The sequence below is a fragment of the Streptomyces sp. NPDC093984 genome (assembly GCF_044764595.1).
Classification (GTDB): Bacteria; Actinomycetota; Actinomycetes; order Streptomycetales; family Streptomycetaceae; genus Streptomyces; species Streptomyces cynarae.
The window spans coordinates 209,102-223,680 of record NZ_JBIWIM010000009.1 but is presented as its reverse complement, the minus strand read 5'-3'; the positions used below and the strand labels follow the sequence as shown (position 1 = coordinate 223,680).

The 14,579-nt window shown below is 71.7% G+C and carries 13 protein-coding genes; 12 read left to right on the top strand and 1 reads right to left on the bottom strand.

The features are described 5' to 3' along the window. The first annotated feature begins 211 nt into the window (after positions 1-211). From ACIRC0_RS29150 to ACIRC0_RS29110, 9 genes are all read left to right on the top strand, one after another. Positions 212-1,060: an amino acid ABC transporter permease gene (locus ACIRC0_RS29150; protein ID WP_403621640.1), complete on the top strand. Its 849-nt coding sequence runs from the start codon at positions 212-214 to the stop codon at positions 1,058-1,060. Next, positions 1,057-2,814: an FAD/NAD(P)-binding protein gene (locus tag ACIRC0_RS29145; protein WP_403621637.1), complete on the top strand. Its 1,758-nt coding sequence runs from the start codon at positions 1,057-1,059 to the stop codon at positions 2,812-2,814. The genes ACIRC0_RS29150 and ACIRC0_RS29145 overlap by 4 nt, the downstream gene beginning before the upstream one ends. Before the next feature lie 33 nt (positions 2,815-2,847). Continuing rightward, complete coding sequence (locus ACIRC0_RS29140) at positions 2,848-3,795, top strand: LLM class flavin-dependent oxidoreductase (RefSeq protein ID WP_403621634.1); 948 nt, start codon at positions 2,848-2,850, stop codon at positions 3,793-3,795. A 139-nt stretch (positions 3,796-3,934) separates the two neighbouring features. After that, positions 3,935-4,717 carry a DUF1684 domain-containing protein gene (locus tag ACIRC0_RS29135; RefSeq protein WP_403621631.1) on the top strand — a complete coding sequence of 261 codons (783 nt, stop codon included), beginning with the start codon at positions 3,935-3,937 and terminating at the stop codon, positions 4,715-4,717. Positions 4,718-4,945: 228 nt separating this feature from the next. Next, positions 4,946-5,851: a S1 family peptidase gene (locus ACIRC0_RS29130; protein WP_403621628.1), complete on the top strand. Its 906-nt coding sequence runs from the start codon at positions 4,946-4,948 to the stop codon at positions 5,849-5,851. A 173-nt stretch (positions 5,852-6,024) separates the two neighbouring features. Continuing rightward, positions 6,025-6,882 carry a slipin family protein gene (locus ACIRC0_RS29125; RefSeq protein ID WP_403621791.1) on the top strand — a complete coding sequence of 286 codons (858 nt, stop codon included), beginning with the start codon at positions 6,025-6,027 and terminating at the stop codon, positions 6,880-6,882. 232 nt (positions 6,883-7,114) lie between these two features. Then, entirely contained in the window at positions 7,115-7,285 is a 171-nt protein-coding gene (locus tag ACIRC0_RS29120; protein ID WP_200421433.1) for a hypothetical protein, read from the top strand. A gap of 239 nt (positions 7,286-7,524) precedes the next feature. Then, a complete protein-coding gene (locus tag ACIRC0_RS29115; RefSeq protein WP_403621624.1) occupies positions 7,525-10,959 on the top strand; it encodes a DNA polymerase III subunit alpha in 3,435 nt (1,144 codons plus the stop codon). Continuing rightward, positions 10,956-11,930, top strand: a complete 975-nt coding sequence (locus ACIRC0_RS29110; protein ID WP_403621621.1) for a DNA polymerase thumb domain-containing protein — start codon at positions 10,956-10,958, stop codon at positions 11,928-11,930. Before ACIRC0_RS29115 ends, ACIRC0_RS29110 begins: the two co-directional genes overlap by 4 nt. Positions 11,931-11,933: 3 nt before the next feature. On the opposite strand, the gene ACIRC0_RS29105 is transcribed toward ACIRC0_RS29110, so the two are convergent. Then, a complete protein-coding gene (locus ACIRC0_RS29105) occupies positions 11,934-12,308 on the bottom strand; it encodes a cupin domain-containing protein (protein ID WP_403621618.1) in 375 nt (124 codons plus the stop codon). Positions 12,309-12,406: 98 nt separating this feature from the next. Between ACIRC0_RS29105 and ACIRC0_RS29100 the strand changes: the two genes are divergently transcribed. From ACIRC0_RS29100 to ACIRC0_RS29090, 3 genes are all read left to right on the top strand, one after another. Next, positions 12,407-12,853, top strand: a complete 447-nt coding sequence (locus tag ACIRC0_RS29100) for a MarR family winged helix-turn-helix transcriptional regulator (protein ID WP_403621615.1) — start codon at positions 12,407-12,409, stop codon at positions 12,851-12,853. 192 nt (positions 12,854-13,045) lie between these two features. Next, the gene (locus ACIRC0_RS29095) at positions 13,046-13,903 is read left to right on the top strand and encodes an esterase/lipase family protein (protein ID WP_403621612.1); all 858 of its coding nucleotides are present in this window, start codon (positions 13,046-13,048) and stop codon (positions 13,901-13,903) included. A gap of 174 nt (positions 13,904-14,077) precedes the next feature. Continuing rightward, entirely contained in the window at positions 14,078-14,551 is a 474-nt protein-coding gene (locus ACIRC0_RS29090) for a GNAT family N-acetyltransferase (RefSeq protein WP_403621609.1), read from the top strand. The last annotated feature ends 28 nt before the right edge of the window (positions 14,552-14,579 follow it).

The window sequence follows — 14,579 nt, the reverse complement described above, 5'->3', positions numbered from 1 at the left end:
CCGCTGCTGTGGGCGCATGTGTCAAGTGGAACAGGCATCCGTTTCCCCGTCAACCGACTTGAGACGCACGGCTCACAGTGCGGACGGCCTTGACAGTGCGGGGAAACGGGCACGTACGCTCAGTGCACGGCCCTGCTGAGGGGCTCGGCCGTACAGCGCCTGTGTGAAGGCACCCACCCGTGTTCGACTCGACGTATCACGGAGCCTTCGCATGTCCTCCGAGACTCTCGCCAAACCGGCCGCGGCTGCCGAAGAAGCCGCACCCCCGCGTCTCGTCCCCCGGCGCCACCTCGGTCAGTGGGCCGCGGCCCTCGTGGTCCTGGTTCTGCTCGGTTTCGCCCTCGCCTCCGTCGTGCGCAACGAGGCGTTCCAGTGGGACGTCGTCGGCGCCTACTTCACCTCCACCGCCGTCCTGCGCGGCCTCTGGCTGACCCTCTGGCTGACCGCGGTCGTCATGGGGCTCGGCTTCGCCCTGGGCACCCTGCTCGCCACGGCCCGGCTGTCCGCCAACCCGGTGCTGAAAAGCGTCAGTTGGGGTTACGTCTGGCTGTTCCGCTCGGTGCCGATCCTGGTGCAGCTGCTGTTCTGGTTCAACATCGGCGCCCTGTACCCGCACATCCTCGGCGTGAGGACCGTGAACCTGTTCGGCCCGGTCACCGTCGCCGTCGTCGGCCTGACGCTGCACGAGGCCGCGTACGCCGCCGAAGTGGTGCGCGGCGGCATCCTCTCCGTCGACCGGGGCCAGATCGAGGCCGCGCAGGCGCTCGGCCTGAGCCGGTGGCAGCGATGGTGGCGGATCGTGCTCCCGCAGGCGATGCGGTCCATCGTGCCGCCGGCCGCGAACATGCTGATCGGCACCCTCAAGGGCACGTCCATCGTCAGCGTCATCGCCGTCCAGGACCTGCTCTACTCGGCGCAGCTCATCTACCACCGCACCTACCAGGTCATCCCACTGCTGATGGTGGCCACGCTCTGGTACGTCATCGTCACCTCGGTGCTCAGCGTGGGCCAGTACCACGTGGAGAAGCACTACGCGCGCGGTGCGGAGCGCACACGATGAGCGGTGACCGACCTTCGCTGGTGATCGTGGGTGCCGGACCGCGGGGGACCGGTTTCCTGGAGCGGATCGCAGCCAACGCCCCGGCCCTCTACGCCGGTTCCGAGCTGGACGTGCACCTGGTGGACCCCTATCCGCCCGGCGGCGGACGCATCTGGCGCCAGGCGCAGTCGCCGCTGCTGTGGATGAACTCGCACGCCGAGGACGTCACCATGTTCACCGACGAGACGGTGACCATGGAGGGCCCGGTGCGCGAGGGCCCCACCCTGCACGAGTGGGCGGGCGTCGACGGGCGTCTGTTCGCCGAACGGCAGCGGCAGGGCGCGTATCTGAGCTGGGTCTACGAGCAGACGGTCGCCGCCCTGCCGCCCGGTGTCCGCGTCCACCACCACCCCCGCCTCGCCGTCCGGGTCGACGGCCCGCGCGACGGCCGGCAGAGGGTCTGGCTGGAGGGACGGGCCGAGCCGCTGACCGCCGACCTCGTGGTCCTCACGCTCGGCCACCTCGACGCCGAACTCGACGACGAGCAGCGCGCCCTGGCGTCGTACGCCCGCACGCACGGCCTCGTCCATCTGCCACCCGACTTCACGGCCGACAGCGACCTGGCACCGCTGAAGGCGGGCGAGCCGGTCCTCGTCCGCGGCTTCGGGCTCGCCTTCGTCGACCTCATGGTGCTGCTCACCGAGGGACGCGGCGGACGGTACGAGGGGGACGCGTACGTGCCTTCGGGAGGCGAACCGGTCCTGTACGTCGGCTCTCGGCGCGGCGTGCCCTACCACTCCAAGATCGGCTACGACTGGACGGGGGAGAGGCCGCCGCTGCCCCGGTTCTTCGGGCCCGCCGAGGTCGACGCGCTGCTCGCGCGCCCCGAGGGCTTCGACTTCCGGCGCGACGTGTGGCCGTCGGTCGAGAAGGAGCTGGGCTTCGCCCACTACCACCGGCTGTTCACCGCTCACCCCGAGCGCACCACGGTCGCCTGGAGGGACTTCGAGGAGAAGTACGCCGTGGCGGACGCGGCCTCGCTGCCCGCGCTGGTGTCCGCCGCCGTCCCCGACCCCGCCGACCGCCTCGACCTGAGAGCCCTCGACCGTCCGCTGGACGGCGTGCGCCACGCCTCCTTCGGCGACCTCCAGGTCGGTCTGCGCCGCTACATCGAGGCCGACCTGGACCGGCGCCACGACCCCGCCCACAGTCCGGACCTGGCGGTCTTCCTCGGGCTGCTCTCCGTCTACGGGCAACTGGTGCGGCTCGGCGACATCGGACCCTGGTGGCACGGCTTCTTCAGCTACCTGGCCTCCGGTCCGCCCGGGCCACGACTGCGGCAGATGCTCGCGCTGTCACGCGCGGGCGTGCTGAGGTTCCTCGGCGCCGACATGACCGTCACCGCCGAGGACGGCGTCTTCCGGGCGTCGAGCGGCACCGTGCCCGGCACGTTCGTCGAGGCCCGCGCGCTGGTCGAGGCGCGGCTGCCGAACCCCACGGTCGAACGCACCCGAGACCGGCTGCTGCGGGAACTGCACGCGGACGGCGCGGCCGCCACCGCCGAGGGACTGCTCGCCGTGGACCCCGCCGACGGGCGCGTCCTGGACCGCTCCGGCCGCCCGCATCCCCGGCGCTTCGCGCTCGGCCCGCACACCGACGCCCGGGGTTCCGGCGCGTTCACCCGGCCCCGCACGGGCGGGCCCGCGTTCCGGCAGAACGACGCGGCGGCACGGGCGGCACTGACAGTCCTGCGCGGCCCGTCCACGGCGCTGTGACACCCCATCAGCCACAGAAAGGTTTCACTCGAGATGACCTCATCGCACGGCCGGGGGCTGTTGCACCTGGCCGCCGCCGTCGACCAGCGGGAGGCCCGTGATGTCGACCGCCATGTCGAGGCGGTACGGCTCGCGGAGCGCGGTGCGCTCGACTTCGTCACGCTCGGCGACCACTCCGCCTGGCCCGGCCCCCACGGCTTTGGGGCGCCGGTCCCCGATGCGCTCGCCGTGCTGCACCGCGCCGCGCCCGCAACTCGCCGTATCGGCCTGGTGCCCGGCACGTCCGCGGAGCCGTCCCGTGTCCGGGCGGCCCTCGAGACCCTCGACCGGGTCAGCGGCGGCAGGGCGGGCTGGTACCTCGACCTGCCGGCGACCGAGGCGGAGACCCGGCTCCGGGAGGGGTGGGAGGACTCCGGGTCGCCGCAGGGCCACCCGGTCCGCGTCGTCGACGCCACCGACGCGGGCACCCGTACGAACGTCGCCCGCCACGCCGACGTGGCACTCGCCCGCGTCACGAGCCCCGCGCAGGCCGCTGCCGTACGCGACGAACTGCGGGACGCGGCACGCGAGTCCGGCCGCGAACCGGACGCCGTGCGTCTCCTGGCGAGCCTCGTCGTCGACCTCGGCGACGGCGAACACGCGGCCGAACCCGGATGGGGGTCCCCCCTGTTCGAACGAAGCCGGGAACTTGGGGGAGGCGGGGGCGGCCCCCGGAAGACCGCGCACGGCCCCCTCTACCGCGGCGGCCCCGTCGACCTGGCCGAACTGATCGCCCACTGGCACACGGCCGGTGTCGTCGACGGCTTCCACCTCACACCCGCCGAGCCGCGCCGTGACCTGGAGCGGCTCGTCAACGGCACGGTCGCGCTGCTCCAGCACCGCGGTTTGTTCCGCACCTTCTACCCGGGCAGCACGCTCAGGGAGCACCTGGGCCTGCCCCGGCCCGCCCACCGGCACGTCGTGACAGGGGGAACGTCATGACGGCGCGCTCTGTGCGACGTTCGCCCGAGGGACGAGTTCGTCCGATCGGGCGCCGCCGATGGGTTCTTCCTCGTACCGCATCCCACCACGCTGCGCTCGCACCCCGGGCCCACGTGTCCCATATGGAAGGGTTGACCACATGACGACGGACGCATCCGACGAGTGGAAGCAGTGGCACGAGCACCGCACCGCACAGGTGTCGGAGCCGTACGGACCGCTCGCGTTGACCGGTACCTACTGGCTGGAGGATTATCCGGACGGTCAAATTCCGGACATTCCCGGGCGGTGGACGGACGACGGTGACGCGGTGGCACTGACGGCCGGCGAGGCCGACGGACTGACGGTCGACGGGCGGCCCTTCACCGGTGAGGTCCGCCTGGACGCCGATGCCGGGCCGGTGGGCGCGGCCCGCGTCGCGGCCGGCGAGCGCCGCCTGGTCGTCCTCGCCCGCGAGGGCGTGTGGGGCGTGCGCGACTACGACCCGGCCGCCCCGGCACGCCGGGACTTCCGGGGCATCGACGCCACGCCCTACGATCCGCGCTGGTCGGTCGAGGGGCACTTCACCCCGTACGGGGAGAGCCGCACCGTACGCGTCGAGAACGCCGACGGACGTCACCGCGGGCTCGGCCTCGGGGGAGTGCTCGCCTTCACCCTCGACGGACAGGACCTGACCCTCCAGGTGTCGGTCGAGGGCGATGGCTCGCTGTGGGCCGTGTTCGCCGACGCCACCAGCGAGGACACCAGTTTCCGCTTCCGGTTCCTGCGGCCGCCCGCGCCCGACGCCGAGGGACGCACGACCGTGGACTTCAACCGCGCGCTGCTGCCCCCCTGCGCGTTCGCGGACCACTTCATCTGCCCGTTCCCGCCGCCGGGCAACACGCTGGGCGTCGCGATCGAGGCGGGAGAGCGCGCCCTGCTGTAGACACGAGCCGCCGCAGGGTCGCTGTCAACCCCTTGGAGCCCTAGAGAGGTTAAAGACCGCACGGCCGAAAGGCGCCCTTGCGTCCTTCGGTCAGGCGGCCGAATACTCCCCCACAGCGCTTGTCAGGGGCACGGCGTGTCCGGAATCCGGATGGCACGGCCCCCGGCTGCGACTCACGGGCCCCATCCCCCACGTGGGCCCCCGACTTCCCTTGGAGGGGAACGACAAGTGAGGTTCAAGCGCACCAACCCCACGAGCGGCCTCGCGAGACGGACCCGGCTGATCGCCGTGGCCACCGGACTCCTGGCCGCGGCCGCGTTCACGGTCCCCAGCGCGAACGCGAGCAACGCACAGACCTTCAGTGCGAACCAACTCACCAGGGCGAGCGACTCGGTGCTCAAGGCCGATGTCCCGGGCACCGCCTGGGCCGTCGACCCGAAGACGAACCGCGTCGTCGTCACCGTCGACAGCACGGTCTCGAACGCCGAGATCGCGAAGATCAAGCAGGAGGCCGGCGGCAACGCCGGTGCCCTCACGATCAAGCACACCCCGGGCAGGTTCAACAAGCTGATCTCCGGCGGCGACGCCATCTATGCGAGTAGCTGGCGCTGCTCGCTCGGCTTCAACGTGCAGGACAACAGCGGGAACTACTACTTCCTGACCGCCGGTCACTGCACCGACGGCGCGGGCACCTGGTGGTCGAACTCGTCGCACTCCACCACGCTCGGCACCACGGCCGGCTCCAGCTTCCCGGGCAACGACTACGGCATCGTGCGCTACACCAACAGCTCGGTGACCAAGTCGGGCACCGTGGGCAGCGTGGACATCACGAGCGCGGCCACGCCCTCCGTCGGCACCACCGTCTACCGCCGCGGCTCCACCACCGGCATCCACAGCGGCCGCGTCACCGCGCTCAACGCGACGGTCAACTACGGCAACGGTGACGTCGTCTACGGCCTCATCCAGACCACGGTGTGCGCCGAGCCCGGCGACTCCGGCGGCCCGCTCTACTCCAACAGCGGCGTCGCCTACGGTCTGACCTCCGGTGGCAGCGGCAACTGCACCTCCGGCGGCACGACCTTCTTCCAGCCGGTCACCGAGGCCCTGAGCGCCTACGGCGTCCACGTCTACTGACGCCGAGGACCTCCACGCCGGCACACCCGCACGGCCGACCTGCATCCGGCGGCAGGCGAGCCCCCGCACGCAACCCGCGTGCGGGGGCTCGCCCTTGTCGCGTCCCGGGTCTACCGTCGAGGCAGGCACCAAGCACGCACCTGATGCGCCCACTTCGGACCCTGGGGGCCGGCCTGGTCGAGGAGCTGGTGGCGGCGGGGGCGGCGCTCGCGTCCGCCGGGGCCGTCTACGCGATGGCGGCGGTCCGGGTCGTCAAGCAGTACGAGCGGGGGGTGGTGTTCCGCCTCGGACGGCTCAGGCCCGAGGTGCGGGGACCCGGGCTGACGCTGGTCGTGCCGCTCGTCGACCGGCTCCGCCGGGTCAACATGCAGATCGTGACGATGCCGGTGCCCGCACAGGAGGGCATCACCAGGGACAACGTCACGGTCCGGGTGGACGCCGTGGTGTACTTCCGGGTGACCTCCCCGGCCGACGCGATCGTCCGAGTCGAGGACTACCGGTTCGCCGTCTCGCAGATGGCGCAGACCTCGCTCAGGTCCATCATCGGCAAGAGCGAGCTGGACGACCTGCTCTCCAACCGGGAGAAGCTCAACCAGGGGCTGGAGCTGATGATCGACAGCCCCGCCGTGGAGTGGGGCGTCACCATCGACCGCGTCGACATCAAGGACGTGTCGCTGCCGGAGACCATGAAACGGTCCATGGCCCGGCAGGCCGAGGCCGACCGCGAGCGGCGGGCCCGGGTGATCAACGCCGACGCGGAGCTCCAGGCGTCGAAGAAGCTGGCGGAGGCGGCCCAGCAGATGGCCGAGACGCCCGCCGCGCTGCAACTGCGGCTGCTGCAGACAGTGGTGGCGGTCGCCGCCGAGAAGAACTCGACACTGGTCCTGCCCTTCCCGGTGGAGCTGCTGCGGTTCCTGGAGCGGGCACAGCAGCCGGTGGCGGCGGTGCCGCGGCAGGCTCCTGCGGCACCGGAGGCGGCCGAGTCGTCGATGCGGGAGCAACTCCCGCCCCCGGCCACCGGCTTGAATTAGAAGCCCCAAGGGGCGAAATCCAGCCAGGACTAGACCTCGCTGCCCGCATGGGGACAACCCTGGTGTGCGCAGGGGGCCGGCCAGGCGTGCGCCGACGCATACGTCAGCGGTGAGCCACCGTGTGACGCCGTGTGACGCCGGGCCGTCATCGCACAGGGCTTCCACCGGTGAGCCGTGAGACCTACGATCACCTCTCTCGGATCACTGGGGAGTGATCCGGCAAGGGGGGACGATGGATTTCCTGATCGGCATGGTCCTGATCGTGTTCGGCGCACCGCTTGTCGGGATCGTCGGCCGATGGATCGAGGGCGCCGGCCGCGAGGGCCTGGGCAGGACCATCTCCGTCGGCGGGTACCTGGGGGTGCTCGGCGTCGCGGCGTGGCTGATCATCGGGAGTTTCTGAGCCGCGTTCACGCCGTTGCGCGGGTGGGTGTCTCTGTCCCCGTGTGCCCGCGATGCGCAGGCGGGTGACCGTATGTCCGCAAGCTCTTGCGCGGGGGTATTTTGTCCATGTCTGTACAGGAACGCGCGCCCGAAGGGTTGTCGTACGACAGTTCGAAAATTGGTCTATGGTGGTCCTGAGGGAGATGGGAACGGACGTTCGAGAGCCGTGTGAGTGGCTCACGGGTACGGGAGGTGCGTGTGCCGGGTTTCACGCATCTGCACACCGCCTCCGGGTTCTCCCTGCGGTACGGCGCCTCGCACCCGGAGCGGCTGGCCGAGCGCGCCGGTGAGCTGGGCATGGACGCCCTCGCGCTCACCGACCGGGACACCCTCGCGGGCACGGTCCGGTTCACCCGGGCCTGCGCGGCGGCTGGGGTCCGGCCGCTGTTCGGGGCGGAGCTGGCGGTGGCGGAGTACGAGCCCGCACGACGCGAGAGGCGCCGTACCCCGGTGCGCGGCGGTGCCTTCATCGACGAGTCGACACCCCGCGCGGTCTTCCTCGCCCGGGACGGCGCCCGCGGCTGGGCCGACCTGTGCCGCCTCGTCTCCGCCGCCCATACGCATGAGGGCACCCCGCTGCTGCCGTGGGCCGACAACCACGCCGACGGCCTGACCGTCCTGCTCGGCCCCGACTCCGACGTGGGCCGCGCCCTCGCCGCCGGACGACCGGACCGCGCGGCGAAGCTGCTCGCACCCTGGCGTGAGGTCTACGGCGACGCCCTGCGCCTGGAGGCCGTCTGGCACGGCCGTGCCGGCACCGGCCCCGGCTCCCTGCGCCTGGCCGCCCGCACCGTCGGCTTCGCCGCCGAGCAGCGCGTCCGGCCCGTGCTCAGCAACGCCGTCCGGTACGCCGACCCCGGCCTCGGCCCGGTCGCCGACGTCTTGGACGCCGCCCGCCGTCTGGTCCCCATCGACCCCACCAAGGAGCTGGACTCCGGTGAGGCCTGGCTCAAGGACGCGGGCGCCATGTTCGAGATCGCCGAGCGGGTGGTGGAGGCGGCCGGCTTCCGCCGCGACACCGCCCACCGCCTGCTGGAGCAGACCCGGGCCACGGCCGCCGAGTGCCTGGTCGACCCCGAGGACGACCTCGGCATCGGCACCGTCCACTTCCCCGAACCGCACCTCGTCGGCGCCGGCCGCCGCACCGCCCAGCGCGCGCTCGCCTCCCGGGCGGCGGCGGGCATGGTGCTGCGCGGTTACGCCGGCCGCCGGGACTACTGGGAGCGGATGCACGAGGAACTGGGCATCATCGCCCACCACGGTTTCGCCTCTTACTTCCTCACCGTCGCCCAGGTCGTGGACGACGTGCGGGAGATGGGCATCCGGGTCGCCGCGCGCGGTTCCGGCGCGGGCTCCCTCGTCAACCACCTCCTCGGTATCGCGCACGCCGACCCCATCGAGCACGGGCTGCTGATGGAGCGCTTCCTGTCCAAGCGGCGCGTCGCCCTGCCCGACATCGACATCGACGTGGAGTCCGCGCGCCGCCTCGAGGTCTACCGGGCGATCATCGGCCGGTTCGGCACCGAGCGGGTCGCCACGGTCGCGATGCCGGAGACGTACCGCGTGCGGCACGCCATCCGCGACGTGGGCGCCGCCCTGTCCATGGACCCGGCCGAGATCGACCGCATCGCCAAGTCCTTCCCGCACATCCGCGCCCGCGACGCCCGCGCGGCGCTGGAGGAACTGCCCGAGCTCAGGCAGCTCGCGGGGGAGAAGGAGAGGTACGGCAGGCTGTGGGAGCTGGTTGAGGCCCTCGACGCCCTCCCGCGCGGGGTCGCCATGCACCCGTGCGGAGTGCTTCTCTCCGACGCCTCCCTCCTGTCCCGTACGCCGGTCATGCCGACCAGCGGCGAGGGCTTCCCCATGTCGCAGTTCGACAAGGACGACGTGGAGGAGCTGGGGCTGCTCAAGCTCGATGTGCTCGGGGTGCGGATGCAGTCCGCGATGGCGCACGCGGTCGCGGAGGTGAAACGGACCCAGGGTCGGCGGATCGACCTGGACTCCCTCGCGCCGGGCGACCCGGCGACGTACCGGCTCATCCGCTCCGCCGAGACACTGGGGTGCTTCCAGATCGAGTCGCCGGGCCAGCGGGACCTGGTCGGGCGGCTCCAGCCGGCCGGCTTCCACGACCTGGTCGTCGACATCTCCCTCTTCCGGCCGGGGCCGGTCGCGGCCGACATGGTGCGGCCGTTCATCGAGGCCCGGCACGGGCGGGCGCCCATCCGCTATCCGCACCCCGATCTGGAGGAGCCGCTGAAGGAGACGTACGGCGTCGTCGTCTTCCACGAGCAGATCATCCACATCGTCGACATCATGACCGGGTGCGGGCGGGGCGAGGCGGACCAGGTGCGGCGCGGGCTGTCCGACCCTCAGGCGCAGGGGCGGATCCGGGTGTGGTTCGCGCAGCGGGCGGCGGCGAACGGATACGACGCGGAAACGATCCAGCGGACCTGGGAGATCATCGAGGCCTTCGGCTCCTACGGCTTCTGCAAGGCGCACGCGGTCGCCTTCGCCGTGCCGACGTACCAGTCCGCGTGGCTGAAGGCCCATCACCCGGCCGCGTTCTACGCGGGGCTGCTCACGCACGACCCCGGGATGTACCCGAAGCGGCTGCTGCTGGCGGACGCGCGGCGCCGGGGCGTGCCGATCCTGCCGTTGGACGTGAACAAGTCGGGCGCCGCCCACCGTATCGAACTGGTGTCTGAATCACCTGACTCCGGCGGGCGTTGGGGCCTCCGCCTCGCCCTCTCCGACGTGCACGGCATCAGCGAGGCCGAGGCCGGGCGGATCGAGGCCGGGCAGCCGTACGCCTCCCTCCTCGACTTCTGGGAGCGGGCCCGGCCGAGCCGCCCCCTCGCCCAGCGGCTCGCGCAGGTCGGCGCGTTGGACGCGTTCGGCGCCAACCGCCGCGATCTGCAACTGCACCTGACCGAGCTGCACCGGGGCTCCCGGGGCGCGGGCGGCGGCCAGCTCCCCCTGGCGGGCGGACGCAGGACCGCCCCGGCCGGGCTGCCCGACCTCACCGCTCAGGAGCGGCTCAGCGCCGAGCTGGGCGTGCTGTCCATGGACGCCTCGCGCAACCTGATGGACGACTACCGCACGTTCCTCGACGAGCTGGGCGTGATCTCGGCACGCCGGCTGCGCGACGCCCGGCACGGTGAGACGGTGCTGGTCGCGGGCGCCAAGGCGGCCACCCAGACCCCGCCGATCCGCTCCGGCAAGCGGGTCATCTTCACCACGCTCGACGACGGCACGGGCCTGGTCGACCTCGCCTTCTTCGACGACTCCCACGACACCTGCGCCCACACCGTCTTCCACTCCTGGCTGCTGCTGGTGCGCGGGGTGGTGCAGCGGCGCGGACCGCGCAGCCTCAGCGTGGTCGGCTCGGCCGCCTGGAACCTCGCCGAACTGGTCGAACTGCGCGCCGAGGGCGGCCTCGACGTGGTGGCGCAGCGGCTGGCGGAGCCCGCGGCGCACCCGTCGGACGGCGGCGACGGCGACGCGGCGAGGGGCCGGCGCATCCGGATGTCCACGGGGTACGAGATGAACCCCTGGGCCGACATGCGTCCCGCGGGCGAGGGCCCGGCGGGCGGAAGGAAGTTGTGGCACCAGAGTCCGGGGAGTGCGGGATGACCATCCTCTGCGTACGTTTCCAGCTGCCCGAGCTGTACGAGGCGGCCCTGCCCGGGCTGCTCGGGCTCCTCGAGGAGTTCACGCCCGTCGTCGAGGCGCTGCCGCCCGACGTCGCGCTCGCCGACCTCGGGGGAGCGGAGCGGTACTTCGGGCGGGACGCCGTCGAACTGGCCAGGCTGATCCGCGTACGGGCCCTCGCGCACCACGGGGTCGACTGCGCGATCGGGGCCGGGCCCGGGCCGATGCTGGCCCGTATGGCCCTCGGGGAGGCGGCGCCCGGGGAGATCCGGGTGGTGCCCGACGACCCGGACGCCATCGAGGAGTTCCTGGCCGACCGTCCGGTGCGGGCGCTGCCCGGGGTCGGCGGCGCGACCGCCCGCACCCTGTGCGAGTACGGCCTCGACACCATCGGCAGGCTCGCCGCCGCGCCCCAGTCGACGGTGCAGCGCCTCGTCGGCGCCCGGGCCGGTCGCGAACTGCACGAGAAGGCGCACGGCATCGACCGCGGCCGGGTCGTGCCCAACGCCGTCACCCGCTCGCTGGCCACCGAACGCACCTTCGCGCGCGACGAACTGGACCCGGACCGGCACCGCCGCGCCCTGCTGTCGGCCACCGAGGAGTTGGGCGCCCGGCTGCGCGCCGTGGAGCGGGTGTGCGGCAGGCTCACCCTCACCGTGCGCTACGCCGACCGCTCCGCGACGACCCGCACCCGCACCCTCGCCGAGCCGACCGCGCACTCCGCGGTGCTCACCGCCGAGGCGTACCGCATGTACGAGGCGCTCGGCCTGCAGCGCGCCCGCGTCCGTGCGATCGCCCTGCGCGCCGAGGACCTGAGCTCCGCCGAACACGCGGCCCACCAGCTCACCTTCGACCCGGTGGACGAGAAGGTCCGCCGCATCGAGGAGGTCGCGGACCGCGCGCGGGCGAAGTTCGGGCCCCGGGCGGTGATACGGGGGTCGCTGGCCGCGTAGGCGTCAACTCGCCCACGGGGGCGTGATACGGGTGCCGTCCGCGAGCACCGCCTCCAGACCGATGGAGGTGGTGACCCAGGAGACGGCGACCTCGTCCGTGGGGTTCTCGACACCGAGGGTGGCGCCGGGATTGATGATCACCGTGTCACCCGCGGTGATCCGCTCGGCGTGGCCGTCGAGGGTGATCAGCAGTTCGCCGCTGAGCAGGTGGAAGATCTCCTCCCGGTTGACTGTGTGGAAGGGGGCGCGGGTCCCCGGCGGGATCTCACCGCGCCATGCGCACAGCTCCTTGCTGCCGGTCAGGGGGGTGGCGTACGAGACGAATCGGGCGCCGTGCAGTTCGTGGGTGACGGCTTGGGAAGGGCGGACGACGGGCATGGGTGCCTCCTGCGTGGATGGTCAAGCTGCTTGACTAAAGGCTGTGCCTGAATGGTCAACCCGCTTGACCATTCCGTCAAGGGTGTTTGAATGCCCCCGTGCAGAACTCCGAGGCCATCTCCCTGTCCGCAGCCCTGCTCGCCGTCGCGGGTGAGCTGACGCAACGCATTCATGACGGGGTTGTCGCGCGCGGCTTCGAAGGGCTGCGACCCGCGCACGGGTTCGCCTTCGCGCGACTGGCCCCGGATGGCGCGACGGTCACAGAGTTGGCCGCCCACCTGGGCGTGACCAAGCAGGCCGCGAGTCAGCTCGTCGAGGAGATCGTGCGCAAGGGGTACGCCGAGCGGCGGCCGCATCCGGGCGACGCGCGGGCGCGGCTGATCGTGCTGACCGAGCGCGGATGGGCCTGTACGCGCGCCGCCGAGGAGGCCGCGGCGGACGCCGTGCGGCCATGGGTGGAACTGCTCGGCGAGCGTGAAATGCGTTCGTTGGAGCGGCAGTTGCTGCGTATCGCGCCCTATGGGCCGATCAAGCCCGTCTGGTGACGAGTCGCCGCATACGTTCAGGGCATTACCAGGAATCGCTGCCGCGGTCAGTTACCGCTGGAAGTTTTTACTGACGCGTAACTTCACTTGTCTCCTACTCGTTCGTAACTTGACGAGTGAACAGCATCCCGTGATCCGGATCACAGGGCGCAAGGTCATCGCCTCTCCCCTGAGCCGCAAGGAGATCACCCGATGCTGCCCTGGAAACGCCTTCTCAGACCGCTTGCCGCGCTCGCGCTGGCCTCGGCGGTCGCCTTCGTCCCCGCCGCCACCGCCGAGGCCGCCGCCCCCAGCACCGGCTGGAACGACTACTCCTGCAAGCCGTCCGCCGCCCACCCCCGCCCGGTCGTCCTCGTCCACGGGACCTTCGCGAACTCGGTCGACAACTGGCTGGCCTTCGCCCCCTACCTGGAGGACCGCGGCTACTGCGTCTTCTCGCTCGACTACGGCCAGCTCTCAGGCGTCCCGCTCTTCCACGGCCTCGGCCCCATCGACCAGTCCGCGCAGCAACTGTCCGTCTTCGTCGACAAGGTGCTCGCCGCGACCGGCGTCGCCAAGGTCGACATCGTCGGCCACTCCCAGGGCGGCATGATGCCCCGCTACTACCTCAAGTTCCTCGGCGGCGCCGCCAAGGTGAACGCCCTCGTCGGCATCGCGCCCGACAACCACGGCACCACCCTGGGCGGACTCACCAACCTGCTGCCGTACTTCCCCGGCGCGCAGGACCTTCTCTCCGCGGCCACGCCCGGGCTCGCCGACCAGGTCGCCGGGTCCGCCTTCCTCACCAAGCTCAACGCGGGAGGCGACACCGTGGCCGGCGTGCACTACACGGTCATCGCCACCAAGTACGACGAGGTGGTCACGCCGTACCGCTCCCAGTTCCTGAGCGGATCCGACGTCCACAACGTGCTGCTGCAGGACCTGTGCGGAGTGGACCTCTCGGAGCACGTGATGATCGGGCTGTCCGACCGGATCGCCTTCCACGAGGCGGCCAACGCCCTCGACCCGGCCCACGCCACCGCCACCACCTGCGCGTCGGCGTTCAGCTGAGGCGCCGCCGGGACCTGTCCGGCCTGAGCCGCCGGACAGGTCCCGAAGTGAGGGGCGAACAGCAAGCTAGCCGCAGGAAGCCGTGAAATCGCCTGTTCGGGGCGGGTGGTGGAGATCCTTATGGCCCCGTTAAGGGGGTGCTGAGCCTGCGATCAGGTAAGTACCGTTCGGCCCATGACAGATGCCATGGAAGACGCCGGTACGACCGAGGGAATCAGGCTCGCCCTCGCCGCCGACGTACCGGCCGTACGGGCTGTGACGGATGCCGCGTACCACCACTACATCGCGCGCATCGCAGTGGTGCCGAGGCCCATGGAGGCGGACCACGCGGACGACGTGGCCTCGGGGCGGGTGTTCGTGACGGGAGAGCCGGTGAACGGCCTTGTGGTGGTGGAGGCGTTCGCGGACCATCTCTTCCTCGACAGCATCGCCGTGCACCCGGGCGCCCAGGGACGGGGTGTGGGGCGCCGGCTGCTCGCCTTCGTGGACGCACACGCGCGTGCGCTCGGCCTGCCCGAGGTCAGGCTCTATACGAACGCGCTGATGTGGGAGAACCAGACGATCTACCCCAAGTACGGATACGAGGTCGTGGAGCGCCGCGTCGACGGGCCGTACGACCGCGTCCACTACCGCAAGCGGCTGGGCTGAGGTCGTCGACGGCGAAGCCGCCGTCGGA